General features: G+C 61.8%; 24 protein-coding genes. 15 read left to right on the top strand and 9 right to left on the bottom strand.

Annotated elements, in window-relative coordinates; translation table 11 throughout:
• The first annotated feature begins 68 nt into the window (after positions 1-68).
• From N181_RS17615 to N181_RS17590, 6 genes are all read left to right on the top strand, one after another.
• The gene (locus tag N181_RS17615) at positions 69-713 is read left to right on the top strand and encodes a response regulator transcription factor (protein ID WP_037435083.1); all 645 of its coding nucleotides are present in this window, start codon (positions 69-71) and stop codon (positions 711-713) included.
• Positions 714-806: 93 nt separating this feature from the next.
• Complete coding sequence (locus N181_RS17610; RefSeq protein ID WP_037435080.1) at positions 807-1,175, top strand: response regulator transcription factor; 369 nt, start codon at positions 807-809, stop codon at positions 1,173-1,175.
• A gap of 549 nt (positions 1,176-1,724) precedes the next feature.
• On the top strand, positions 1,725-2,183 hold the full coding sequence (locus N181_RS17605) for a (2Fe-2S)-binding protein (protein ID WP_037435078.1): 459 nt from the start codon (positions 1,725-1,727) through the stop codon (positions 2,181-2,183).
• Positions 2,184-2,189: 6 nt separating this feature from the next.
• Entirely contained in the window at positions 2,190-4,343 is a 2,154-nt protein-coding gene (locus N181_RS17600) for a xanthine dehydrogenase family protein molybdopterin-binding subunit (protein ID WP_037435077.1), read from the top strand.
• A 2-nt stretch (positions 4,344-4,345) separates the two neighbouring features.
• Positions 4,346-4,987 (top strand): hypothetical protein, encoded by a 642-nt coding sequence (locus N181_RS17595; RefSeq protein WP_050994736.1) that lies wholly within the window; start codon positions 4,346-4,348, stop codon positions 4,985-4,987.
• Between the two features lie 132 nt (positions 4,988-5,119).
• Positions 5,120-6,892 (top strand): monovalent cation:proton antiporter-2 (CPA2) family protein, encoded by a 1,773-nt coding sequence (locus N181_RS17590; RefSeq protein ID WP_037435074.1) that lies wholly within the window; start codon positions 5,120-5,122, stop codon positions 6,890-6,892.
• 23 nt (positions 6,893-6,915) lie between these two features.
• Here N181_RS17590 and N181_RS17585 read toward each other — a convergent pair whose 3' ends face one another.
• Both N181_RS17585 and N181_RS17580 read right to left on the bottom strand, forming a co-directional pair.
• Positions 6,916-7,608 (bottom strand): gamma-glutamylcyclotransferase, encoded by a 693-nt coding sequence (locus tag N181_RS17585; RefSeq protein ID WP_155621618.1) that lies wholly within the window; start codon positions 7,606-7,608, stop codon positions 6,916-6,918.
• A 304-nt stretch (positions 7,609-7,912) separates the two neighbouring features.
• Positions 7,913-8,746 carry an oxidoreductase gene (locus N181_RS17580; protein ID WP_037435070.1) on the bottom strand — a complete coding sequence of 278 codons (834 nt, stop codon included), beginning with the start codon at positions 8,744-8,746 and terminating at the stop codon, positions 7,913-7,915.
• A gap of 119 nt (positions 8,747-8,865) precedes the next feature.
• Here N181_RS17580 and N181_RS17575 point away from each other — a divergent pair, with 119 nt between their 5' ends.
• Together N181_RS17575 and N181_RS17570 are read left to right on the top strand one after the other, a co-directional pair.
• Positions 8,866-9,750, top strand: coding sequence for a LysR family transcriptional regulator (locus tag N181_RS17575; RefSeq protein ID WP_037437330.1), 885 nt, complete (start codon positions 8,866-8,868; stop codon positions 9,748-9,750).
• A 25-nt stretch (positions 9,751-9,775) separates the two neighbouring features.
• Positions 9,776-11,029: an adenylate/guanylate cyclase domain-containing protein gene (locus tag N181_RS17570; protein ID WP_037435067.1), complete on the top strand. Its 1,254-nt coding sequence runs from the start codon at positions 9,776-9,778 to the stop codon at positions 11,027-11,029.
• 42 nt (positions 11,030-11,071) lie between these two features.
• On the opposite strand, the gene N181_RS17565 is transcribed toward N181_RS17570, so the two are convergent.
• Complete coding sequence (locus N181_RS17565; protein ID WP_037435065.1) at positions 11,072-11,878, bottom strand: SDR family oxidoreductase; 807 nt, start codon at positions 11,876-11,878, stop codon at positions 11,072-11,074.
• 150 nt (positions 11,879-12,028) lie between these two features.
• Here N181_RS17565 and N181_RS17560 point away from each other — a divergent pair, with 150 nt between their 5' ends.
• Positions 12,029-13,015 carry a helix-turn-helix domain-containing protein gene (locus N181_RS17560; protein WP_080579237.1) on the top strand — a complete coding sequence of 329 codons (987 nt, stop codon included), beginning with the start codon at positions 12,029-12,031 and terminating at the stop codon, positions 13,013-13,015.
• A gap of 233 nt (positions 13,016-13,248) precedes the next feature.
• Here N181_RS17560 and N181_RS17555 read toward each other — a convergent pair whose 3' ends face one another.
• The 5 genes from N181_RS17555 to N181_RS17535 all read right to left on the bottom strand — a co-directional run bounded on the left by N181_RS17555 (position 13,249) and on the right by N181_RS17535 (position 17,602).
• Positions 13,249-14,061, bottom strand: a complete 813-nt coding sequence (locus N181_RS17555; RefSeq protein ID WP_037435085.1) for an oxidoreductase — start codon at positions 14,059-14,061, stop codon at positions 13,249-13,251.
• 429 nt (positions 14,062-14,490) lie between these two features.
• Positions 14,491-15,291 carry an enoyl-CoA hydratase/isomerase family protein gene (locus N181_RS17550; RefSeq protein ID WP_037437329.1) on the bottom strand — a complete coding sequence of 267 codons (801 nt, stop codon included), beginning with the start codon at positions 15,289-15,291 and terminating at the stop codon, positions 14,491-14,493.
• Between the two features lie 7 nt (positions 15,292-15,298).
• The gene (locus N181_RS17545; protein ID WP_037435054.1) at positions 15,299-16,054 is read right to left on the bottom strand and encodes an SDR family oxidoreductase; all 756 of its coding nucleotides are present in this window, start codon (positions 16,052-16,054) and stop codon (positions 15,299-15,301) included.
• Between the two features lies 1 nt (position 16,055).
• Positions 16,056-17,207, bottom strand: a complete 1,152-nt coding sequence (locus N181_RS17540) for a thiolase family protein (protein ID WP_060563626.1) — start codon at positions 17,205-17,207, stop codon at positions 16,056-16,058.
• Positions 17,204-17,602 carry a Zn-ribbon domain-containing OB-fold protein gene (locus N181_RS17535; protein ID WP_080579236.1) on the bottom strand — a complete coding sequence of 133 codons (399 nt, stop codon included), beginning with the start codon at positions 17,600-17,602 and terminating at the stop codon, positions 17,204-17,206. Before N181_RS17535 ends, N181_RS17540 begins: the two co-directional genes overlap by 4 nt.
• A 123-nt stretch (positions 17,603-17,725) precedes the next feature.
• Between N181_RS17535 and gcvA the strand changes: the two genes are divergently transcribed.
• Positions 17,726-18,646, top strand: coding sequence for a transcriptional regulator GcvA (gene gcvA / locus N181_RS17530; protein ID WP_037435049.1), 921 nt, complete (start codon positions 17,726-17,728; stop codon positions 18,644-18,646).
• Between the two features lie 56 nt (positions 18,647-18,702).
• Here gcvA and N181_RS17525 read toward each other — a convergent pair whose 3' ends face one another.
• Positions 18,703-20,031, bottom strand: coding sequence for an MFS transporter (locus N181_RS17525; RefSeq protein ID WP_037435048.1), 1,329 nt, complete (start codon positions 20,029-20,031; stop codon positions 18,703-18,705).
• Positions 20,032-20,263: 232 nt separating this feature from the next.
• Here N181_RS17525 and N181_RS17520 point away from each other — a divergent pair, with 232 nt between their 5' ends.
• From N181_RS17520 to N181_RS17500, 5 genes are all read left to right on the top strand, one after another.
• Positions 20,264-20,503 (top strand): hypothetical protein, encoded by a 240-nt coding sequence (locus tag N181_RS17520; protein WP_037435046.1) that lies wholly within the window; start codon positions 20,264-20,266, stop codon positions 20,501-20,503.
• Positions 20,504-20,564: 61 nt separating this feature from the next.
• Positions 20,565-21,461: an NAD(P)-dependent oxidoreductase gene (locus tag N181_RS17515; RefSeq protein ID WP_037435043.1), complete on the top strand. Its 897-nt coding sequence runs from the start codon at positions 20,565-20,567 to the stop codon at positions 21,459-21,461.
• Between the two features lie 66 nt (positions 21,462-21,527).
• A complete protein-coding gene (locus N181_RS17510; protein ID WP_037435040.1) occupies positions 21,528-22,757 on the top strand; it encodes a CaiB/BaiF CoA transferase family protein in 1,230 nt (409 codons plus the stop codon).
• Positions 22,758-22,793: 36 nt separating this feature from the next.
• Positions 22,794-24,227, top strand: coding sequence for an aldehyde dehydrogenase family protein (locus tag N181_RS17505; protein WP_037435037.1), 1,434 nt, complete (start codon positions 22,794-22,796; stop codon positions 24,225-24,227).
• A 72-nt stretch (positions 24,228-24,299) separates the two neighbouring features.
• Entirely contained in the window at positions 24,300-25,541 is a 1,242-nt protein-coding gene (locus N181_RS17500) for an MFS transporter (RefSeq protein WP_037435034.1), read from the top strand.
• Positions 25,542-25,632: the final 91 nt, after the last annotated feature.

Here is a 25,632-nt window from a genome sequence, read left to right as displayed (position 1 = left end):
CGTGTTATCTTCGAGGCAGTTTCCGTCATGCTATGATTTCAACGCTTTTAGAGAACATGGCCCTTTAGATGTCGCACAGTCCGGACGATAGAGCGATTGTCTACATCGTCGACGACGATGAGGCGCTGCGGCGCGCGCTAGACCGCCTGTTCCGCTCTGTTAGCCTTGAAACGCGCAGCTATGGAGCTGCCCGCGAATTTATCGATGCCCAGCGACCGGATCTACCCGGATGCATCGTACTCGACGTAAGGCTGCCGGGCATCAACGGACTTGAATTCCAGGCGCAGCTTGGTGACCTGGGCATCAACTTACCCGTCGTCCTGATCACCGGTCACGGCGATATCCCTATGACGGTTCGGGCCATGAAGGCCGGGGCAGTAGATTTTCTGCCGAAGCCTTTTCGCGACCAGGACATGCTCGACGCCGTGAGCACGGCGATCAACCGCGATCGCAGCCGACGCGCCGCGGAGGACCTCGCTGCCGGTCTCAAAGATCGCTTTGCCACGTTATCGATGCGCGAGCGGGAAGTGATGATGTTGGCGTCCTCCGGCAGGATGAACAAGCAGATCGCCGGCGATCTGGGTCTCAGCGAAGTAACGGTCAAAATCCATCGTGGCGCCGCGATGCGCAAGATGGGTGCTCGTACTCTCGCCGATCTGGTGCGAATGGCCGACGCCTTGAATTTGCACTTGAGCACTGACGCTAACACCTGAGTATGATTTCCAACGGGTGGTGCGTGTGCGAGGCTGACGTTCAGCGCTCCGCCTATCTCCGCGGCCAAGCTAACAAGAAGCGAGTGACACCGCGTGGCTGGGGAACCACTCATATCCATTATCGACGACGATCAGGCGATGCGGTCAGCGCTTGTCAGGCTGATCCGTTCTCTCGGATATGTTGCCCGTGGTTTCGCATCAGCCGAGGAATTCATCGACGCGGGTGTCATGCCGGGTTGTTCCTGTGTGATCACGGACGTCCAGATGCCGGGCATGAGCGGCATCCATCTGACAAGGCTGATCGTGGAGCGGCAATCCCAGGTGCCTGTGATCCTGATTACCGCTCGTACTGAGCCTGGACTCGAGGAAGTCGCGCTTGCCAGCGGGGCCGTGGCCTTTTTCAGGAAGCCGATAGACACCACGGCCTTCGTTGAATGCCTGGAAATGGTGATGAGCGCATGAGCCTACCTGGCCCACTTCTGCTCCCTCGCTGGATGTGTTGCGCAAAGGGTCACGATTTCAACAGAACGGTGCGTGGGTGGTTGCCCTTCTGCACGGGCGGCAGCCGTCAAACTGAACTGACCGGCGGACACCTGGTCAGTGGCTCATACGAAGGTATGAACCGCATAACCGCTCGTACGATGGCGGCGACGGCATTCGTCCAGCAGCATGCTCATAAGCGACCCTGGCACGTGTGAAGGTACCGATTGAAGCATCGCGAATGGAGAAACACATGCTGCAAATCACCTCCAAACTGCCCGTCAGCGATGCCGGGGATCCTTCAAAGCAACGGAGACGACGATGACCACATTCAGCACTACGATCGCCGCCGCAACCTCAAGCCTCGGCATGGCGACGTTTGCTCCTACCCGCGCTAACGGAGACCTCCGGCAACGAAGCGAGAGACACAAAACTGCTCCTGCACCGGAAGCACGCCTGTGAAAAGATCTCTGCGCGATTTGGTTTAGCGCGGCTGTACGATTAAGGGGACGGCCATCGGCCGGTGTTCACATGACTTACGATCTTCTGGTTAACGGCAAAAAATACGTCGTCGATGTCGATGGCGACATTCCGCTTCTGTGGGTCTTACGCGACACCATAGGTCTCACTGGAACGAAATTTGGCTGCGGCATCGCCATGTGCGGTGCCTGTACGGTGCATGTCGATGGCGTGCCCGTGAGGTCGTGTGTCATGCCTGTCGCCGATGCGGCGGGCAAGCCGATCACCACGATCGAGGCGATTGGCGAGACTGCCGAAGGCGCCCGCGTGCAGAAGGCCTGGCTCGACATCGATGTCGTCCAGTGCGGTTACTGTCAGTCTGGACAAATCATGTCCGCGACCGCGCTCCTTGCCGCCAATCCGTCGCCGACCGACGACGATATCGATGCCGTCATGGCCGGAAATATCTGTCGGTGCGGCACGTATCCGCGCATTCGCGCAGCCATCAAGCTGGCTGCAGCGGGGAGGTGATTTGCCATGTCCGTTCACGACAAACTCACCCTTCCGGTATCGCGCCGGCACTTCCTGATCGGCGCATCGCTAACGGGAGCGGGACTCGTCATTGGCCTGCAGCCTTCGTCTTCGTCCGCTGCCGCAGAGGCGTTTGAACCTAACGCCTTCATTCGCATCCCTGGCGAAGGCAAGGTTGTCTTCGTCATGCCGTCCGTGGAGATGGGCCAGGGGATCTACACTTCGGTAGCCATGCTCTTGGCCGAAGAGTTGGAAGTTTCCCTGGATCAGGTGGAGCTGGAGCATGCGCCCGCTGATCCAACGCGCTATGCAAATCCTTTGCTCGGCGACCAGATCACCGGCGGCTCCATCGCAATCCGCGCTGTTTACGAGCCGATGCGCAAGGCGGGCGCCGCCGCCCGCATTATGCTGGTGAACGCCGCTGCGCGTGGCTGGGGCGTCGCACCCGAGACGTGCAGTGCCGAGGCTGGGCATGTCGTCCACGCCGCAAGCGGTCGCCGCGCCGCCTATGGCAGTCTGATAAAGGCCGCGGCAGCCGAAACCGTTCCGCAGGAAATGCCACTGAAGCCTGCGTCCAGCTTCAAGCTGATCGGCCAGTCCGTCCGACGCCTCGACAGTCCGGAAAAGGTCAACGGTACCGCGAAATTCGGCATCGATGCCCGTCCGGAAGGCGTGTCTTACGCGGCGATCGCGATCTGTCCCCACTTCGGCGGCAAGCTTCGCGCGGTCGAAAACGGACCGGCAATGGCGGTAAAGGGCGTCAAACAAGTTGTCCGGATCGAGGATGCTGTTGCCGTCGTGGCCGACAACACCGGTGCCGCACGAAAGGGGCTCGCTGCTCTGTCGATCGAATGGGAGCCAGGCCCGAATGGCACTCTTTCGCTGGTGGACTTGGAGAAGCGGGCGGAAGAGGCAATTGACGGCAACGCCCTGCCGCACATCAACGAGGGCGAGGTAGCAAAAGCCGAAGCCGAGCACGGACCTGCGCTGGAGTTCGTCTACCGCCTCCCGATCCTCACCCATTCGGCAATGGAGCCGATGAACTGCACGCTGCACGTTCGCAGCGATGGCTGTGACGTGTGGGTCGGTACGCAGGTCATGGGGCGAGCACGGCAAGCCGTCGCCGATGTGACCGGACTTCCGTTGGAGAAGGTCATTGTGCACAACCACCTGCTGGGCGGTGGTTTCGGGCGGCGGCTTGATGTCGACGGGATCATTTTGGCGGCGAAAATCGCAAAGCAGGTCGATGGCCCGGTCAAGGTCACCTGGAGCCGCGAGGAGGACATCCGCCACGACTGCTATCGCTATCTGAACTACAGCAAGGTCACGGCGACTCTGGGCGCCGACGGCATGCCCGTTTCCTGGCGTCACCGCGTCATAGGCCCTGCCGTAATGGCGCGCTGGCTGCCGGCCTTCACCCGCGATGGCATAGACCTCGACATCATGGCGGGGGCCGAAACCCCCTATGCCATCCCGAACAAATACACCGACTTCGTCCGCCATGAGGCCCCGGAGGGAATGTTGACTGGCAACTGGCGCGGAGTTGGTGCCACACGCAACCTTCCTGCCATAGAAGGCGGCATCGACGAGTTGGCCCATGCCGCCGGCGTCGATCCGCTGGAATACCGCAGGCGCCTGCTTCAGCATAAGCCGCGTCTCCTCGCCGCGCTCGATCTTGCGGCAGAGAAGGCCGGTTGGGCAACCGCTCTGCCCCCTGGTAAGGGAAGAGGCATCGCGCTTTCGGAGGATTTCGGCAGTTTCGCCGCGATGATCTCGGAAACGAGCGTGGATGACGAGGGAGGCCTAAAGACCGAGCGCATCATCTGCGCCGTCGACTGCGGCCAGGTCATCAATCCGGACACGGTCGAAGCCCAGATACAGAGCGGCATCATTTACGGTCTGAGCGCTGCTCTCTATGGACGCATCACTGTCCAGAACGGCGCCGTCGTGGAGGGCAACTTCGACGATTCTCCGGTTCTGAGAATAAACGAGACGCCGAAGATAGAGGTTCACATCGTGCCAAGTTCCGAGGCGCCAGGCGGCATAGGAGAGGTCGGCACACCTGGCGTCGCACCCTCGCTCCTCAATGCGATCTTCATGGCAACCGGCAAGCGGCTGCGCTCGCTGCCGATCGACCATAACGAATTGCGGAGGGCGTGATCATGATCAAGCGGATTTTCGCCATCCCGCTCGTCGCCGTTCTCGCTGCGACAGGTATCGTTGCCGGTATGGGATCCCTGCAGACTTATGCTGAAACGTCGGATGGTGGAGCGCTCAAGTCCGTTTCCGACTTTGGGCCGATTGCGGACACCAGCGCGCGCTCGAAGGCCATCTTCGAGGAGGCAAGCCGTGTCATCACGCATCCGCGCTGCATCAACTGCCATCCGGCGACCCGCAGCCCGACCCAGGGTGAAGACATGCACCCGCATGTGCCGTTAATGAATGCCAGCCAAAGTTCGCTGGGTCCGGCGGGACTTATCTGCAGCACCTGCCACGGAGCCGAGAATCGTCCGGTGGTCGGCAGCCGCATGAAATCAATTCCGGGGAACGCGCACTGGTCATTGGCGCCGGCCAGCATGGCCTGGCAAGGGCTGACGGTGGGTGAGATCTGCCGGCAGGTGAAAGACACGAGCCGGAACGGCAATCGTTCCCTTGCCGATCTCATACGACACATGGGCGAAGACCATCTGGTCGGCTGGGCCTGGCACCCCGGCGAAGGTCGCAGTGCTCCTCCCGGTTCGCAGGAGACGTTTGCCGCATTGATCGATGCCTGGGTCAGCACCGGTGCCGAATGTCCCGATTGAGGGGCTGAGGGCACAGGGATGCCAATTACCATTTCGAGAAGAACCCGCCAGTTTCATTATTCACGATGGTGAGGCAGGGTAAATCTCGGTAGCGCAGCCTTAGGAGCCGCGACGGGGCGGGGAGTGGATAAAGTGTCTTCAGAGTCCCACGGCATGGATCTACTGCCTGTGATCGGCCTCCTCGGTGCAGCGATCGTCGCGGCTCCCTTGTTCAAACGCCTGGGGCTCGGCTCCGTTCTGGGTTATCTCGCCGGTGGCGTGGTGATTGGCCCGTTTGGACTGAGACTGCTCGATGATCCGGCATCAATCCTTCAGGTCGCCGAGCTCGGCGTCGTCATGTTCCTCTTCATCATCGGTCTGGAGATGAGACCCTCGCGGCTGTGGGGATTGCGGCGCGAGATCTTTGGCCTTGGAGCCGCCCAGGTCGGGCTGTGCGCCGTCTGTCTCACGGCGATCGGCGTGTTCACTGGTTTTCCGGTCGCGCCCTCATTCGTCGCGGGCGCGGGTTTCGTCCTAACGTCGACCGCGATTGTAATGCAGCTCCTTGAGGAGCGCGGCGAGATCTCGACGCCGAAGGGGCAGCGGATCGTCTCAATCCTCCTGCTGGAAGACATGTCGATCGTGCCCTTGCTCGCCCTGGTCGCCTTCCTTGCCCCAATCGTTCCCGGCAGCGCGCTCGCGAGCCAGGGCATCGACTGGTTAGCGATCGGCGTCGGGGTCGCTTCGATCGCCGGTCTGGTGCTGGCCGGACGCTATCTCCTGAACCCACTATTCGGCCTAATCGCGAGCGCCCAGGCGCGCGAGGTCATGACGGCCGCAGCGCTGCTGGTAGTGATCGGATCCGCCTATGTGATGCAACTTGGCGGCCTGTCGATGGCGATGGGCGCGTTTCTCGCCGGCGTACTCTTGTCCGAATCCACGTTCCGGCATCAATTGGAAGCAGATGTCGAACCGTTTCGCGGCATCCTTCTCGGCCTGTTCTTTCTCGCCGTAGGGATGTCGCTCGACCTTGGCGTCGTTGTCCGCAATTGGCAGGCGATCCTCTTCTATGTCGCGGCCTATATGATCGTTAAGTCGCTCGTCATCTACGTCGTCGCACGGCTGCTTAGGTCCTCCCATTGGGAGGCGATCGAGCGGGCGGTGTTCATGGCGCAGGGCGGCGAGTTTGCCTTTGTACTCTATACGGCTGCACTTTCCGTCGGCATCATCACCATCGAGCAGAGCGCTATTTTGACGGCCATCATCATAATCTCGATGGTGTTGACACCGTTGATTATCGCGGCCTTGAATGTCGTGGAGAAGTCGATCCCCGCTTCATTGGAAGGGGTGCAGCGACCGGAGAACCTCAAGGGAACCGTCCTGATCATCGGTTTCGGCAGGGTGGGGCAGATTGTAAGCCAGCTCCTGCTCGATCACGGTCATGACATTTCCATCATCGACATCGACGTCGAGATGATCAATACGGCACGGGAGTTCGAGTTCGAGGTCTACTATGGCGACGGAAAGCGGCTCGATATACTGCATGCAGCCGGCGCAGGGCGCAGCGAGGCGATCGTGGTCTGCGTTGACAGGGCTGAGGACGCCACGCAGATCGTTGAGCTAGTGAAGGCGGAGTTCCCCCTTGTCCCGGTTCTGGCGCGCGCAACTGATCGCCGTCATGCGCTCGACCTCGTCAAGGCGGGTGTCGATTTCCATATTCGCGAGACATTCGAATCGGCAATGCTTCTCGGCCAAAAGGCGCTGGAAACGCTAGGCGCGGAGCTGCATGAAATCGACGCCATAGCGGGTAATGTCCGCGATCGCGACGAGCAGCGTTTCCAACTGGAAATTGCGGGTGGCCTTTATGCAGGACGTCCGATGTTCCGCGGCAAGCGCGAGCAGCCGGAAATCGCGCCGGACGCGTAAGGCGGCTTCACAACCATCCTGTGTTAGTCCATCACGGTTCGTCGAGACGCCCGATCCGCTGCACCGTGTTGCTGATGAAGGAGTCTGATCTCTTTCGCGACCAACTGTTGAAGCCGCCAAAGCTTGCTATCATGTATTCCGAAATTCTCCAGATGAAATACCGTGTTATATAGATATTCGGCACAGGATCCGGCATAGCCGCATGCTCTCGCCAATATCCATGCCACCCTTTCAAGTGGTTGACGAAGTGCGACTCCCTCTCCCACAGGCCCGACCCAGAAGCTCAAGGCCCTGATCGGCCCCCTCTCTGTCAAGGTCTTGATCCAGCGCGTCGTGTACATGCTTTCCTGGTCCCAGACCTCGCGCCGCAGGAGTCGTTCGATCGTACTTTTGCAGTCGTTTCCTGCAACCTTGAAGAGGAACCCGTCGCATCGACCTCCGCGCTCCAGTGCCATCATCAGGCCGGGTTGCTCTGGAGTGCCTCTCCAGGTGGGTAGTTCGAGGCAGAAGGAACGATGCCATCCAAAGGCCGCCGCCCGCAAACGATCGGCGATTTCAAATTCCGGCTTCCAGATCAGAGAACCGTAGGCAAAGATCCAAAGATCGCCGTCAACGCAGTCATTGGAAAGTCGGACAGCCAAATCGCTGTAATCCCGATCCGACAGCGGGGTCCAGCCTTCTTCGGGCTCCGGCTCCGGCTCCTCCCTTTCGCACATGGCCACAAGTTCGGCGTTAACGACATTACGCGTGCAGTTCGCATCCTATACCCCAGTCCTCTGCGGCCATAGGAGGTGTGAGCTTCAATCGAGTCAAGACGATAGCCTCTAAAACCCAGCGCGATGTTCGAGTCGCTTGAAAGGCGGGCCGTCTCGGATCATTCAACGAACCCTCGTTTAGCTGCATGCGGCGGCTGCCCAACATGTGCTGGCGTCAATCAATAGCGTGCGTGTGGATGCAATGTATTACGTCAGTCACCCCCGTGGCTCTGCCGACCGGGGTGACTTGAGGGACGCCGTTCTATCAGACGTCGAAGTCCGTGGAGACAGCAAGCTCTCTCCATTTCGCCAGCTCCTCCGCAACGCTTGCATTCTGTTCTTCGATCTTAGCAACCGTGTCACTGCCAAATGGCATGCGCAAAGGAGGATTGACCGCATTGGCGAGGGTCAGGATGCCCCTGGCCAGCTTTGCAGGGTCACCGGGCTGGGCCTGATTGGCAGTGGCTGCGAAATGGCGCATGTCCCCGGCCGGGGTTCCGACATAATCCGGGATGGAAGCCGGGCTGATCGCCAGCGAGTTGTCGTGCAGGAAGTCCGTGCGGAAGAAGCCGGGCTCGATGATCGTCACCTTGATGCCGAAGGGAGCGACCTCCGCTGCCAACGACTCCGACAAGCCTTCGACGGCGAACTTCGTCGACCCATAGACGCCCCAGCCCGGATAGCCGAAGTAGCCGCCGATCGACGAGAAGTTCAGGATATGGCCCGAGCGCTGGCGGCGCATGTGCGGCAACACGGCGCGCGTAACCTTCAGGACCCCGAAGACATTGGTGGCATAGAGGGCCTCGATCTCGCTTGCCGTTGCTTCCTCGACTGCGCCCAACAGGCCGTAGCCCGCGTTGTTGGCGAGGACGTCGATGCGGCCGAACCGCTCCACCGCGAGTGCGGCTGCTTCCCTTGCCTGGTCTTCGTTGGTGACGTCGAGGGGGACCGCCAACAGGTTGGGGTGTTCGCCGATCTTTTCCGTCACGGCCTTGGGGTTGCGCGCGGTGGCGACGACTGCGTCTCCAGCGGCCAGGGCTTCCTTGGTGATCAGCGCTCCGAAACCGCGGGATGCGCCGGTGATAAACCAGACTTTCATGACGATCTCCTTCCGATGTCCTGTTCTTCAGCTCTCTGCTGACGGCATGGAATTTGACGCCAAAATCGCTGATGTATAAGATTTGTTTTTTGCGAGACAATGTTGAATGAGACTCATGAATACGTGCGACCGAGTTATCTGAGCTGTCGGCTTTCGCGGCCGTTGCCCGCCACAAGAGCTTTCGCAGGGCGGGTGAGGAGCGGGGCGTGACCGCGTCCGCTATCAGTCATGCCGTTCTCAACCTCGAGGAGCGGATCGGCATTCGCCTTCTCAATCGTACTACGCGCAGCGTCTCGCTCACCGAGGCGGGCGCGCTGCTGCAGTCGCACCTCGACCCGGCCTTCGGTGAGATCACGTCGGCGCTCGATGCGCTGAACCGCTTTCGCCATACGCCCTTCGGCAGGGTGAAGCTGAACGTCCCGAACTCGATCGCCCCGTTCGTCATCGGCGCAATCATCGGCCCGCTGCTGGAGAAGAACCCCAATCTCGAGCTCGAGATCAGCGCGACCGACAGACTCGTCGACATTGTGCAGGAAGGGTTCGACGCCGGCATTCGCTTCGGCGAGCGCGTGACGGAGGGAATGATCGCCGTGCGTATAAAGCCGAGACTGCGGCTGGTGGTCGTCGGCTCGCCGGGCTATTTCGAGCGGCGGCCGGTTCCGCTGACGCCGCACGACCTCAAGCGTCACCTCTGCATCCAGAACATGTTTCCATCGGGCGCGCGTTATCCATGGGAATTCGAGAGGGACGGGCAAGCGATCACCTTCCAGCCGACCGGGCCGCTGTCGCTCGACGACGACGAGCTCATGACCCAGGCCGCGCTCGGCGGCGTCGCGCTGGCCTATGTCTGGGAAAACCGTATCGAGAAGTTCATTGCCTCCGGTGAATTGATCCGGGTGCTGGACGACTGGTGCCAGCCGGAAGAACCGCTATATCTCTACTATCCGAGCCGGCGGCATATGTCCGCCGGCTTTCGCGCCCTTGTCGACGCGATCAAGGCATGAGGGGACGATTGGGAAAGTGCAGGCGATGACCAGCGAAAGGACCGAGCGAATTCTCGACTGGCTTCTCAACGAGGGCCTTCGCGGCGCGAGCGAGGGCCACCTGATCGCGGGCTTCTGCGAGCGCGTGCGCGCGCTCGGCGTCAAGCTCGTCGAGGCGGCGATTTTCCTGGATACTCTTCATCCGGTCCGAGAATCGGAGGGATTCTATTGGGAACCGAGCAAGAGCCTCGACGCCCGGCAGCGGGAATTCCTTCGCGACGATTCCGAAGACAATGATCGGCAGTGGCGCAGCAGCCCTTTCCACCACATGCTCGAGAATGGCCTTTCCGAGCTCCATCTGCCCTTGGGCGGCGACGTGCCGGACCAGTTCCCAGTCCTCGCGGAACTCAAGCAAGCAGGCCACACCGGCTATTTCGCCCAGATACTCCCGCTGGGTGGAACGGACGCGATCGGGGAGATGGACAATCTCTACTGCCGTTGGTCGACGGACAGGGCGGGCGGCTTTCGCCGTGAGGATCTGGATGCCTTTCGCAGGCTCGTGCCCGCCTTGACGCTCGCCATCAAGTCGGCGGCGCTTCGTCAGGTGGCGAATTCGCTTGTTGAAGTTTACCTCGGGCACGATGCCGGCAAGCGGGTGCTGGAAGGCCGCATCGCACGGGGCCGAGTTGAGAGCATTCATACGGTGCTCTGGTGCTCGGATATGGCAAACTACACGTCGCTGTCCGAAACGGTGCACAGCAGCGAGCTTATCGCCATGCTGAACGACTATGCCGAGGCAACCATCTCGGGGATCCACCACTGTGGGGGAGATGTGTTAAAGCTGATCGGCGACGGCGTTCTTGCCATCTTCAATCGGGCAGATGCCAAGGAAGCGGCGGACGCTGCGCTTCAGGCGAGGCGCAGACTTGCGGAGAACCTCTCATTGCTCAACGAACGGCGTTGCGGTCTTGGCTTGGCCACAACGTCAATCTATCTCGGCTTGCACTTCGGCGAAGTGTTCTACGGCAACATCGGCAGCGACGAAAGGCTGGACTTTACCGTGATCGGCCCGGCAGTGAACGAAGTTTGCCGGATCGCGGCGAGTTGCAGAACTTTGGGACGATCGCTGCTGGTGTCGGAAAACTTTCGTGCGCTGCTCGCTGACAGAGATGCGGAGTACCTGGCCGACGTCGGCACTTTCCAACTCAAAGGAGTGCGGAATCCGAGACGACTCTATGCCCCCAAGATTGAGTTAAGCTCATGTCAGTGCTCCTCGGAGAAGGGTCCGGCCGTAACGTGACGGGGCAGGGGGGTGTTCGCATCACGGCCGGATGGGGTGGCGTCAGATCTGATTTTCCCAGGCGGCGAGTTGGTGTTCCTTCAGCATGTCCTCGATCTTCTTCGGAACGACGTTGCGGAATTTGCCGGTGTCGGCTGGGACGATTTCGATCATACGCTCGATCATCTCGGCGGGGTCCATCCGACCCTCGGGCGTGGCGAAGAAGTCGTCAAAGCCCTTGCGCAGGTCGGCGCGCTTGGTGAAGTGCTTGCTGTCGTCGAGCCAACGGAACGGATTGTCCGCCATCGTTTCGTTGTAGCCGGTGTAGTAGGCGCCCGGATTGATCGTCTGGATCTTGATCCCGTATGCGGCCAGTTCCTGCTGCAGCGCCTCGGCGATCGACTCCAGCGCGTGCTTGGTGGAAACGTAGGTACCCCAGTTGGCCGGGGTGAACAGCCCGCCCATCGACGAGGTGAAGATCACCTTGCCCTTCTTGCCTTCCGACACCCAGCGGCGCAGCACGCCCTGCGTGAGGACGAGCGGCAGAAAGACGTTCACTTCGTAGTTCTTGCGGACGAGGTCGATGGGGATTTCCCAGACCGGGCCGGCTTCGCCCATGCCCGCGTTGTTCCAGAGGACATCGAAGTCCCACGCCTGAGCCTGGGCGATATCATAGGGGTCGGTCAGGTCAAGCCGTTCGACGCGGACATTGTCGAGCCCCAGCGCCTTCACCTCCTCGCGCAGTGGCGTAACCTGCGACGAGACATGGACGGTCGCGATGATGTCGTGGCCGTTCTTGGCCATGCCGATGGCGGCGCCCTTGCCGAAGCCCGAACCGGCGCCGGTGATGAGGATGGTCTTCTTGCTCATGATCAGTCTCCTTTTCTGCGGTGAGGCGATGTTGCCGTCGAGGCGATGTTGCCGTCGAGGAAAAGAATTACGTATTGTGCGGAAGTCGGGCCGTCGCTCGGTTGCGACGAATGTTCGTAGATTGCGGCTATGGCTCTCTGAGAGGGGTTGATGACATTTCCAACGCGAGCAACGGCTGCGGAAAATGCCCGCGATCAGGCTTCCATTGGCCTGGGTGGTGATGCCGTCGACAGCATTGCCAGGATCCTGGACCGTCCACCCGCTCTGGCGGGCGAGGCGCTTCGAAGTGAAACCCGGCTGACCACGCGCTGGAGCCATGGCGCGCTGCACGATTCGCTGCCAGGGCTGTCGAGCCATGTGGTGATGACCTATTACGGTGCCGACCAGGAGATATCCTGGCGTTGCGGTGGCAGGCGCCGTATTTCAAGGACACGGCCCGGAACGATCACGCTCATTCCCGAAGGCCATGACGGTCGCTGGGATATTGCCGGGCCGATCGAGGTGTCGCACGTCTATTTCCCTCAGGAGCGGCTCCAAGCGAGCGCTGATCTCCTCGCCGGCGGCAAACGCGTCGAGTTGATCGGGCGCGTCGGCTTCGAAGACCCTTCGGCTGCGCGCATTCTCGAATTGCTGAGCCGCGAGGCGCGGCTGGACGACCCGTCGTCACGGTTGTTCGTGGAGCAGGCCATTGACCTCCTGTGCCTGCAACTCGTGCGTGGACACTCCTCCTTTGGGGCGCTGACGGTCGAGGAACCTCGCGGAGGGCTCGCGGACTGGCAGGTCAAACGCGTGACCGCCTATATGCGCGAGCATCTTGAGGAGGAAATCGGGCTCGATGAACTGGCGGCAACGGTCAATCTCAGCCGGTTCCATTTCTGCACCGCCTTCCGGCGTGCCACAGGACAGACGCCGCACCAGTGGCTGGTCAATCTGCGGATTGCGCAGGCGCGGCAGTTGCTGGCCATGCCGGAGCTGCCGGTGACGGAGATCGCCCTGTCGGTCGGCTACCAGACGCCCTCGGCGTTCGCTGCGGCCTTCCGTAAGGTCACAGCCACCACGCCGACTGAGTATCGCAGAGTGCTGTTGGGGGATGGGGCTGGCGACCTAAGCTCATTCAAGCAGGGGCGGCACCCCTAGAGGTCTCGCCTGTTTGGCCGCCCACGCTTGCTGCCCGAGGGCTTGGTCTTGGACATTTGAGCGCTCCTCATCGAGGTTGTTCGAACGGTTGCTCAGGATACCCGAGATCGGTGACAGCACCTGGCACCTTCAAGTGCCGAGTCGCCACGCTTTACAGATGAAGCGCGCCGATAGCGGTGTACGCCGGCGCGCCCGATCTCAGGCGTTCGCCGCCTCAGGCGGGGCAAAGTCCGTCACAGCGAGACCTGCCGCCATTCTGCCACGATCGCTGTGTCGGCGGCATGCTTCGCTTCGATTGCAGCGACAGTATCGCTCCCCAGCGGCAGCCGCACCGGCGGATTGACCGCATCTGCAAAGGCGACGAGCACGCTGGCAAGCTTGGCTGGATCGCCGGGCTGGCTATGGTTGAGGTCGGTTGCGCGGCTGCGTGTGGCGCCAGCCGTGCTGTTGTAATCCTCAATGCGTGTGGGGCTCACCGACAGAGACGACGAATCCAGGAAGTCGGTCCGGAAATAACCTGGCTCGACGACGGTGACATGGATGCCAAGCGGCGTGAGCTCCTGGTTAAGGGCCTCGGAGAGTCCTTCTACCGCGAATTTGGTGGAGCAATAGACGCCGAAGCCCGCCGCGCTGCGGTAGCCGCCGATAGAAGAGATATTGAGTATGCGTCCGGAGCGTTGCGCACGCATGTAAGGCAGCACCGCGCGGGTGACGCCGTGCAGGCCGAACACATTCGTGCGATAGAGGCGCTCGACCTCCTCAGCCGTGGCTTCCTCGACAGCCCCGAGGAGGCCAAAGCCGGCATTGTTCAGCAGCACATCAATGCGGCCGAAACGCTCCACGGCGCGCGCCGCCGCCGCGCGGGCCTGCTCCTCGTCGGTGACATCGAGCGGCAGCGCCAGCAGGTTCGAATGTTGGCCCAGCCTGTCCGTGACACTGGCGGCATTCCGTGCAGTGGCCACGACATTGTCGCCCTGTTGGAGCGCGAGATGTGCGAGCCTTGCCCCAAAGCCGCGGGAGGCGCCGGTGATGAACCAGGTTTTCATGATCATTCTCCTTCCATCTGTGAACTAGACGTGAAGGATTTAGCTTTCCTGGTGAACATGCGCCGTCTCCCGCTTTCGGCCGCTGTCGCATTCTTGCGATGTCAGTGCACCGGCTAGCCCGCGCCTTCGAGCGATCAGGCAAGATAGGCCGCGGGCGGCGAAGAACCGGCCTCGTCCAGGCAGTGTCCCGGTCGGCGAGGCCTCGCCGGGTAGCCGCACGGCGTCGATGGTGATCGCGTGGGACGCCCCTGGACCTGACGATTCCCGAACGCCGTCTCGCCCTCCGCCACTCGGCTCACCACCCCGTCCAGATGGAACAGCGCCACCTACGACCGAGGCGACCCGCAGGAGAATGCATACTCAGAGATCACTGGGTCGGCGTCGACGGTTAAGGCCTGGCAAGATTCGATCCTCAAGCACTGACACTGCCTAACGGCCGACGTAGATCGGCTGCCGTTTCTCACTGAAGGCAAGTCGACCTTCCCGCCGATCCTCGGTGTCGCGCAGGACACCCCAGGCAAGTTCGGACAGCTGGAACGCCTGCGCCTTGGACATGTTGGCGGATTGGCTCGCGATCATCTTGACGAGTTGCACTGCAATCGGACCGTTGCCGGCGACCGTCGTCGCGATATTCTCGATCAAGGTCTCCAATTCGCCGTCGGCGCAAAGATCGGTCACCAAACCGATCTGATAAGCTCTCTTGGCATCGATGCGCTCCCCAGTCAGCAGCATGCGCCTCGCCACACCCTTGGGTACGGCGTCGAGCAGGCTCGGAACACCGCCCCCGCCAGGAAGGCTGGAGACGACGACTTCAGGCAAACCGAAGCTCGAGCCCTCGGTCGCAATGATGAAGTCGCACTGCAGGGCCAGTTCAAGGCCACCGCCAAGGCAGAAACCGTTGACCGCCGCGATCAGGGGCTTGCGAATCTCTAGGGTTTCCAGGTCGAAGAGCCGGATGTAAAGCCCCTGATCTGCGGCTTCCGCGAGCGGCAGCCCAAAGGCCGCCGCAAGGCTGCGTTCGTTGTCGCGGCTGGCTGTCAGATCGGCTCCGACGCAGAAGGCCCGACCCGTTCCCGTCAGCACGAGCACCCGCACCGCGTTGTTGTCCGATGCCTGCTTGAGCGCCGACCGAAGTTCGCGGAGATGTGCCACATCCAGCGCGTTCAGCTTCTCCGGTCGATCGATCCGGATGGTCGCCACTGCTCCGTTGATCGTTGTCACGATTGTCATGATGCCCTCACACGCTTGGACTGGACAATGAACGACCGCCACAGACGTAAAGAAGCTGGCCGGTGATGTAGGCGCTCGCCTTCGAGCTGAAGAAAAGCACCGCCTGCGCTATGTCTTCCGGCGTGCCTATCCGCTGCATGGGCACGCTCTTCTTCAGCCGCTCCTGCACATCGGTTGCGAATGTCTGGAAAAGTGGTGTTTCAACGATGCCCGGTGCAACGGCGTTGACGGTGATGCCCTGCGATGCCAGCTCGATTGCAAGGCTGCGCGTGAGGCTGACGACGCCGCCCTTGGCCGCCGAATAGTTCGCCTGGCCAAAACCGCCGAGCCAAGCGCGCGACGAAATGTTGATGATCCGGCCATATCGCCGGTCGATCATATGGGGCACGACCGCCTTGCAGGTGAGGAATTGGGACTTGAGATTGGTGGCGATGACACTGTCCCAGTCGTCCTCTTCCATTTTGACGAGACGGCGGTCGCGCACGATGCCGGCATTGTTGACAAGCACGTCGACTCGGCCGAACCGCTCGATGACCGTGGCCACGGAGTTCTCGACTTCGTCACGTTTCGTGATATCGGTGCGGATGCCGATGACGCTTTGCCCTAGGTGGGCAGTCATCAGCTCGGCGGCGGTGGCGGCGAGCGCATCGGCGTCGAGATCGAGCAGCGCTACATCCATACCCGCCGTCAACAGGGCTTCGGCAATCCCGCGGCCGATGCCGCGCGCGCCGCCGGTGACGATGGCAACATTTTGATCGCTCATTTTACACCCCCAGAATGTGAACCGCGGACGCTGCATGGTCGACGCCCGCGATGCCGCCACCGGTGCACTGTGTCAGGCCGAGGCGCAGGTTTTCGATCTGCCGGCCTTCGGCACGGTTCTGGATCTGCCAGACGACCTCGACCATCTGGGCGACACCGGTTGCACCCAGCGGGTGGCCTTTGGCCAAAAGTCCGCCGCTGGGGTTGACCGGCACACGACCACCGAGCGCCGTGGCGCCACTGCGCAGAAGCGCCGCGCCCTCTCCCGGCCAGGCGAGCTGGAGCGCTTCATAGTAGAGTAGCTCGGCGATCGTGAAGGCGTCGTGCAGTTCGACCATGCCAATGTCCTTGGGATCGACACCGGCCTGCTCATAGGCGAGTTGCGCCGTGCGGGACGTGATCTCGGCATCCAGGATATCGTCGCAACCGAGCTCGTGATGCCCGGACTGGACCGCCGATGCGAGCACGCGCACGGGAGCGGACTGCTGCGACGGCCGCCGCGTAGTCAGGATCACGGCCGCGGCGCCATCGACCGCGGACGGGCAGCATTGCAGCAAGGTCAATGGCTCGGCCACCGGGCGTGATTGCAGAACCTCTTCGACAGTCACTGCCGTGCGCTGCTGGGCAAACGGATTGCGCACACCGTGCGCCCTGTTCTTGACCGCAACCTCGGCCAGCACGTCCGGGGTCTCGTCCCGCTCGTAGAGATAGCGGCTGCCGCGCATGGCATAGACAGTCGGCAACGTCATGCCCTGACCGGCGTAGAGCTCGGTCTTGTAGTCGTTGCGCTGCAGCGGGATGGTGCCGCCGCCGAGCTGGGTGAGCTGCTCGACGCCGAAGACTAGCACCGTCTCGTAGAGACCCAGGCGGAGCGCCTGGCAGGCGAGATGAACGGCGGTCGCGCCACTGGCACAGGCGTTTTCGACATTGTAGAGCGCCGGGCCGGTGACGCCGAGATCGCGCATCAACACCTGGCCGAGAACCATGCCGCCGTAGACATTGGCGGCATAAATGGCCTGGATGCGGCCTTTTACGACTGCCGCATCCTCAAGGGCCCCCAGAACAGCCGCTTGGGCCAGTTCCTGCATGGAGCGATCGTTATGGCGCCCGAAGGCAGTCATTGCGGCGCCGCTGACATAGACTTCGGTGCTCATTGAACGTTCTCCTCCGCGACCACGAAGAGGTAGTCCTTGTTGACATCGGTGGCATCGGGTGCGGTGGTCACGCGGACCGGTGCGCCGATGCGCGGCCGCTCGCCTTCAGCGAGCGCCAGCCGTCCGAACACTCGTACGTCCTCGGCGAAATCGGCATAAACAAGCGCGAACGGTTTCAGGCCCGACTTGGGGTTGGGATGGATGACGGTGAAGCTGTAGATGGTCGCTTCGGGCGAAAGCATGATCGGTTCATAGCGATCCGCGACAGGTGAGCTGGCACGAATGCGGGGAAAAACGCCCTTGCCGCTTTCCTTGTCGCGCGATGCCTCCAGCCTTATGCCATCGGCTGGCGCTGCCGACCGCGGGGGCTCCGCTGCCTTGACGATCGAGTCCATTGGGTTCCTCCACTTCAGACTGCCTTTCGGTCTCTGAAGGTTAATGGCGAACCGAAATTCGGCAGAACGACAAAGCTGCGGCGCGGTGTTGACCAAAAGGCAACAAGCTGCCTAAGCTTGGTCATGGACACATTGCCGCCACTCAATCCGCTGCGTGCCTTTGAGGCCGCTGGCCGCCTTCAGAGCATCAGGCGGGCTGCCGACGAACTGCTGGTGACGCCGGGCGCCGTCAGTCGCCAAGTGCAGCGGTTGGAGACGTTTCTCGGCGTACGGCTCTTCCGGCGGGATCCGCGGGAGATCGTATTGACCTCCGAGGGGGAACAATACCTCGCCGCAATCACCCGACACCTCGATGGGATTCGCGACGAGACGCAGAAGCTCACCGGCCGCAAGATGGTCGAGATCCTGCGCGTGCGCGCCTATACCACTTTCTCAATGAAATGGCTGATACCGCGGCTCAGCAGCTTCCACGAGCTCAACCCCACGACTGAGGTTCGGCTCACGACGTCGAACGAAACGGTGGATTTCGAACGCGAGAACGTCGACGGCGCCATTCGTCTCGGCGATGGGAATTGGCCCGGCGTCGAAGTCGACCGAGTGATGAGGAATGAGCTGCTTCCTCTGTGCACGCCCGTCTTCCAGGCGCGACACGCCTTGAAGGAGGTTGGCGACCTCGGACATGTGCCGCTGTTGCATTCGCTCGTGCGGCCGGACGATTGGCGCTATTGGCTGGAAGCCGCGGGGGGCCAGTCCATTGACCCCTATGCCGGTCCCAAATATGCGAGTTCAACACTCGCCTATCAGGCGACACTCGAGGGGCAGGGAGTGATGATCGCTCAGAAGGCCCTCTTTCTGGACGACCTTCGATCCGGGCGCCTCGTGGCGCCGTTCGATCGCGCACTCGATCGCGGCGACTTCACCTATTATTTCCTCTATCCCCGCAACCGGCTGCGAAATCCGGCCTTCCGCCGCTTCCGGGTGTGGTTGCTGGAGCAGGCCGAGATTGCGGGGCACGCAACCGAACCGGTTGAGCCGGGGGGATGAAACGGAGAGGGCCCGCCCTCTTGCGAGGGCGGAACACTTCTGACCGGCTACGCCTGTCAGCGCAAAGGTTGCCCCTTGGTTTCAGGCAGGCGCGAATAGGCGATGGCTGCAATCAGGCAGATCACGGCGAGGTAAATCCAAGTATAGCCACCATATCCCCAGCCATTCATCGCGGTGATGATGTAAGGGGCAGTGCCGCCGAAAAGCGTCACGGAGAGAGCATAGGGCAGGGCGACTCCGGTGACGCGGACCTTTGCCGGGAATTGCTCGACCATCATGACGGCGGCAGCGCCGGCAAATCCGGTCATAATCACCATCGGGATCGTCATCATGACGAGCGCTTCCGCAAAGCTCATGCCAGGGTAGAGCAATGCGAAGCTCGGCCACGCCCAGGCGGCGGAAAGGACCGAGAAGCCGATCAGCACCGGCTTGCGTCCGATCCGGTCGGCGAGTTTGCCGATGAAGGGAATAATCAACAGCGAGATCGTGACGGAGATCACCCCAATCAGCAGCGTGTCGGCCCGCTGCATGCCGGTCACGATGTGAATGTACGATGGGTAGTTCACCATCCAGACGTAGTTCAGCAGGTTGCCGGCCATTGCGATGCCGATCACGCGCAGGGCGTCCCGACGGTGATTCAAGACGACGTCCTTGAGCGGGTTCTTCACGACGCCCTCGGCGGCGACGCGCTTCTTGAAAACCTCCGTCTCGCTGACAGACAGGCGAATCCAGAGGGTGATCAGTCCGAGCAGGGCAGCAATGATGAAGGCGACGCGCCATCCCCAATCGGCGAGCCCCGATTCGCTGCCGAAGGTCGCCAGGCCAAAGCCGAGAATGAACGAAACCAGCGTGCCGGCATTGATGGCGAACCATTGCCACGAGCCGGCAAAGGCGCGTCGTTCGGCAGGGGCCGATTCCACCAGGAACGCCGAGGCCGAACCGAACTCCCCGCCGGCTGAGAAGCCTTGCACCAGCCGCGCTAGGACGAGTACGATCGGAGCAGCGATGCCGATGCTTTCGTAGCTCGGGCACACGCCGATTGCGAAGGATGCGACCGACATCAGCAGGATCGAAAGCGTCAGGCCCGCCTTTCTTCCATAGCGGTCGGCGAATGCACCAAGCACCGCACCACCAATCGGTCGCATCACGAAGCCCACGGCGAAGACAGCGAAGACTTGCAGGAGCGCCGTCAGGCTATCGCCGGCGGGAAAGTACTGTTGTGCCAGAATCGAGGCGAACGTGGCGTAGATAACCCAATCCGTATATTCGACGATTGTGCCAAGCGTCGCCGCTACCACCGCTTTTTTCTGCGCGGTTGTGAGCTTGCTTGCCGCGGCCGTCCCGCTGGATAGACCGGTAGGCATCTGCTCGAGAATCTCTGACATGGCGTGTTCCTCCCTGCCGTCAGCAAAGGTCCTCCTCGGACCGGTTCAGAACGATCTCAAATACGACGGCTAGGCGTGAGCGAGTTTTTTGAGCGCTGGTGTTGACCGAAAGTCAACGGACGCGCCCTCGGCAACTTGTTGACCTCAGGTCAACGAAGGGTGACCAAAACTCGCTTGTGACAAGACGAGAACAAGCGCTCCTTGTTGGGCAGGGAACGTGGTGGAGGAGACCATGACAATCACTGCGAACTTTCTGACAGGCCCGCGCCTGATCGTCGCCGGGTCCCGCTTCGCGGCCGTGTTCGGTCCGTTCGGCTTGGCTTTGTCCGCAAAGCGCCTCGCAATGCCAAATTTAACGGGTTGGTTCAACGCCATCATGCTTGCAGGCGAGAGGGCGTTCTCGCCAGCGGCGGCCGTGTGTCCCGTTCCGGCCGCCCATGTCGCCCGGGCGCGTTCCACGGCACGCCACTGAGCGCGCATCGCCCCTGAACCGCCATCGCCACAGTGCGAATCGAAGAACGGAGTATCCAGTCATGCAGGACATCGGATTCATAGGCTTGGGCGCCATGGGCGCTCACATGGCCCGACACCTCATCAAAGCCGGCTTCCACCTGAACGTGTTCGATACGAACACGGTTTCGCTTGACATGATCGCCCGGTTGGGCGGCAAGGTTTGCGGCTCGGCCGCTGAGGTCGGCAGCGTTTCGGAGGCCGTGCTCGTGTGCCTGCCAACCCCCGAAATCGTCAAGCGCGTTGCACTGGGCGAGGAAGGCATCATCCACGGAAGCCGAGCGCGATATTATGTCGACCACTCGACGACTGGTCCAAGCGTTGCGCGGGAGGTCGCCGAGGCGCTCGGCGAGCGGGGCATCGTTGCGCTTGACGGTCCCCTGGCAGGGGGCGTCCCAGGTGCCGAAGCCGGTACGCTCTCGATCATGGTTTCCGGTGGCCGTTTGGCCTACGAAAGGCTCGAGCCAGCGTTTCGAAGCTTCGGCCGCAACGTTGTGCACGTGGGCGACGACGTCGGCCAGGGGCAGATCCTGAAACTCATCAACAACATGATCGTCGGCACGAATCTCGTCGTCGCCGCGGAGGCGATTCTGTTCGGAGTGAAGGCGGGGCTCAACGCCGACGTCATCCTGCAGATGCTCAACGCCAGCACGGCGCGTAGTTATGTGACCGAGCAAATTCTGGCGGGCCGGATCCTCGACCGCAGGTTCGATTTCGGCTTCCGCCTGGAACTCATGCGCAAGGACCTGCGGCTTTGCGCCAGCGAAGCCGATGCCGCCGGCGCGCCGCTTCTGGTTTCGACGCTCGCCAAGCAGTTCTACGAGTTCGCTCATGCGCATGGTCATGCAACTGAAGACATGACCGTGGTGGTCAAGGAGCTCGAGCAGTTGGCGGGCGCCGAGATCGCGCGCCGAACCTAAGCTGGATTGTGATGGCATTCGCCGGCTTACAAACGCTCTGCGCCGTGCCAGGACAAGGAGACGATCATGTTGCGTCATGCTTTGAACAATCTCACGGTCATCGATTTCACTCATGTTGGGGCAGGGCCGACATGCACCATGTTGATGGCCGATATGGGGGCGCGGGTCATAAAGGTGGAGCCGCCGGGCGGCGAACTCGGCCGCAAGCTCGGTCCGGCCTGGATCGGGCAGGACAGTGCCCTCTTTCACGGCTTCAACAGAAACAAGCTCGGCCTCAGCCTTGACATGAAGGCGGATGGTGCGGTCGATCTCGCAAGGCGGCTCGTGGGGAAGGCGGACGTTCTGGTGGAGAGCATGCGACCAGGAGTTATGCAGAGGCTAGGCCTCGGTTATGAGGCGCTTAAGGAGCTCAATCCCCGGCTAATCTATTGCTCCATTTCCGCCTATGGCCAGGAAGGCCCCTATGCGGATCGTGCCGGGGTAGATGGCATCATGCAGGCCGACAGCGGTCTCATGAGCATTATCGGCAGCGAAGGAGCCGAGCCGGCAAAGGTGCAGGCACCGGTCGTCGACGTCTTCACCGGTTACGTCGCGGTAATGGGTATTCTTGCGCAACTGCATAAAGCCCAGGCCACCGGGTTAGGTGCCCACCTCGACGTCAACCTCTTTGGCGCATCCATCGCGCTGCAGCAGGTATCGCTTACCAACTACCTCACGGACCGTGAGGTGCCGGAGAAGATCGGGAGCGCCGCGCCCTATTCGGCGCCGAACGAGGCGTTCGAAACCGCGGACGGCTGGCTCATGCTCGCCGCTTACAATGGCGGTCGGTGGGAAAGGCTCTGCGATGTCCTCGGTCTACCGGAGTTGGCGTCGGATCCACGTTTTGCCACTTCGTCGAAGCGCGTCGCCAACCGGCGCATGATGCGGGAAATTCTTGGTGCCCGCTTCCGCACCGAGAGCCGTGACCATTGGCTTTCGGCACTCCTGGAAGCGGACATTCTCTGCGCCCCGGTGGCCACGTATGATGACCTGCTGCGGCACCCGCAGTTGCAGGCGAATGGCATGATCATGACACTCGACCACCCGGAACTGGGGCAAATCCGAATGCCGGGTTTTCCGATCAACAGCCGTGACATGAACGGCAAGGATCATCAGCCAGCCCCCGAACTCGGCGCGGATACGCGTTCGATCCTCGCATCGTTCGGTTTCGAGGAGAGTGAGATCGATGCACTGGTGAAAAAGGGAGCCGTCGGCGATCGATGGGCCGAGCCGAAGTCTGTGGCTGCGGTCGGCTAATAAACAAGAAAGGCCTCCGGCCAAGGAGAAGATAAAATGGTTGAACGGACTTTGAGCTTCATCGGCGGCACTGATATCGCGCCGATCGAAGGGCACTATGCCGACAAGCTTGATCCCCGGACCCAAGAGAAAATCAAGGAGGTCGCCAATGGCGGCGCCAAGGATGTCGACCTCGCGGTCGCGTCGGCATCGACGGCGCTGCCGGCGTGGCGCGACATGCGGCCGTCCGAACGCGGGCGCGTCCTCGTCGATGTCGCCCGCAAGCTTCGCGAAGAGGGACAGCACATTGTCGACATCGAAAGCCAGGAGACCGGCAAGCCCGGTCGGGAGATGGCGACGCTGCTCGATCTGACGGCGCAGTATTTCGAGTTCTATGGTGGCATCGTCAACGTCATGGATGGCGAGGTCATCAATGTCGGGCCGAACTACCACGTCTATACCCGGCGCGATCCCTTCGGCGTCATTGGTGTCATCCTGCCCTGGAACGCGCCGCTGCACCAGGCTGCCCGTGCCATCGCTCCCGCCTTGGCGACGGGCAATACGGTCGTTGCCAAGCCTTCGGAGCACACCTCCGGCTCCCTCGTGGCCTTCGCGAAGTTCGCAGTCACCCACGGCCTGCCGGCAGGCGTCCTGAACGTCGTCGTCGGCAAGGGGAGCGCCATCGGACCGGCAATGGCCGCGCATCCTGACGTGCGCAAGATCTCCTTCACCGGCGGCCTCAAAGCCGGCCAGGAGTTGGGACGCATAGCGGCGGAGCGCGTCCTCCCCCTGACGCTGGAGCTTGGCGGCAAGAGCGCCAACATTGTCTTCGACGACGCGGATCTCGAAGCCGCGGCGGCCGGCTCCACGCGTGCGTTCACCTGGAACAGCGGGCAGTGGTGCGCGGCGGGAACGCGTCTGCTCGTCCAGGAGAACATTCACGATGCGTTTGTGAAGAAGCTCATCGACAACGTCGCGCAGTTGCGCCTTGGGCCCGATTTCGACGCCTCCAATGGACCGATCACGACGCAAGCCCAGTTCGACAAGATCAAGAGCTTCTTCGCCGTTGCCGAGCGCGATGGCCTGACGCCAGCGATCGGCGGCAAGGTTGCGGTCGGCGCCGATCTCGAGGGCGGCAACTACATTGAGCCTACTGTCTATACCGGCGTCAGAAACGACATGGAGATCGCCCGAGAGGAGATCTTCGGCCCGATCCTGTGCGTGATCCCGTTCAAGAATGAGGCGGACGCCATCCGCATTGCCAATGATTCCGAGCTCGGCTTGTCCGCGGGCATCTGGTCGAGGGATATCGGCCGCGTGCATCGTGTCGCCGCTGGACTCGAAGCGGGCCGTATCGTCGTCAACGAGTATAGCGGTGGCTTCGTGCAGACCCCTTGCGGCGGCTTCAAATTTAGCGGCTACGGCCGCGAGCAGGGCATCGACGCATTGTCGCACTACACGCAACTGAAATCGGTGATCATCCGCCTGTAAACCAACGACCGGGTGTCGGGGGAGGAGCAAAGATGTCGTATTCCTTTGTTGTCGCCTGGTCGGCACAGCGCCATGGACAATAGAACCGCTCTGATCGCTCTCGGCACGCGCGAGTATCGGTGCCTGGCCGTCGCTATGGTGATGGCCGGTTTCTCGACATTCTCGCTCCTTTACAGTGCGCAGCCGCTGCTCCCGTTCTTCACGGCACATTTTGCTGTCTCTCCGGAGACGGCGAGCCTGGCCGTTTCGCTGGCAACAGGCCCCATGGCCATCGGCATTATCTTCGCCGGCTGGATCGCTGATCGTCTCGGTCGCCGGCCTGTCATGGTCTTTTCTCTGGCGAGCGCTGCAGTATACGGTTCGCTCGCGGGCTTGGCGCCGAGTTGGGAAAGTCTGCTCTTGCTGCGATGCCTGGCCGGCATCGCGCTTGCGGGGGTGCCGGCAGTCGCAATGACCTATATATCCGAGGAGGTTGTGCCATCTGCCATCAGCCCGGCAATGGGGCTCTTCATCGCCGGCTCTGCACTTGGCGGGATGATCGGTCGCCTCGGTGCGGCTTTCGCTGCCGAATGGTTCGGATGGCGCTGGGGACTCGGCGCTACTGGGCTCTTCAGCGCCGCGGCGGCGCTGGTCTTCTGGGCCTATGCGCCGAACTCAACGGGCTTCGTTACAAGAACGCAATCGCTCCGATCCGCCCTGGCAAGCTATCGCAAGGTTCTGAGGGATCGGGCCCTCCTGCTGCTCTATGCCGAAGGCTTCCTGATGATGGGAGCCTTCGTGACGGTCTACAACTACGTGCCTTTCCGGCTGGTTGCCGAACCCTACGCGCTTGGCGGTTCGGCTATCGGGGCCATATTTCTTCTCTACATACTGGGTTCGATAAGTTCAACATGGTTCGGCCGAGCGGCCGGTAAGTTTGGCGTGCGCCGTACCTTTTGGGTTCCGCTGACGGTGCTTCTAGCCGGGATCGGCGCAACGGGCTTTACGCCGCTTTGGATCATCGTTGGGGGCATCGCCCTCGTCACCGGCGGCTTCTTCGGCGCGCACACGATCGCATCAAGCTGGGTCAGCCGGCGCGCTTTCGGCGAACGCGGCTATGCAAGCGCTGTCTATCTCTTCAGCTATTACGTCGGCTCGAGCCTTTTGGGTTCGGCCGGCGGCTTCGTGTGGAGCTACTGTGGATGGCCGGGCATCGTCGCCTTTTGCGGACTGCTCTGCTTGCTTGCCTTGGCAATCGCCTTCGTGGTCGCGCGCGTGCCGCCGCTCGCCGATCCGCGCCAACCGAAAATGGGGCAACAGATGCCGCCGGGGTAGCCGGTGGCGACTTTCTCCGCTGTAAGGATGCGGAGCAGGGCTCGTTCGCCTATCCACGGCTCGTGCACTTCTTGTGCGGCCGCGTCGAGTG

The organism is Sinorhizobium fredii USDA 205 (genome assembly GCF_001461695.1).
Taxonomy (GTDB): domain Bacteria; phylum Pseudomonadota; class Alphaproteobacteria; order Rhizobiales; family Rhizobiaceae; genus Sinorhizobium; species Sinorhizobium fredii.
The sequence above is the reverse complement of the archived record's forward strand: the minus strand, read 5'-3'. Positions and strand labels throughout refer to the sequence as shown.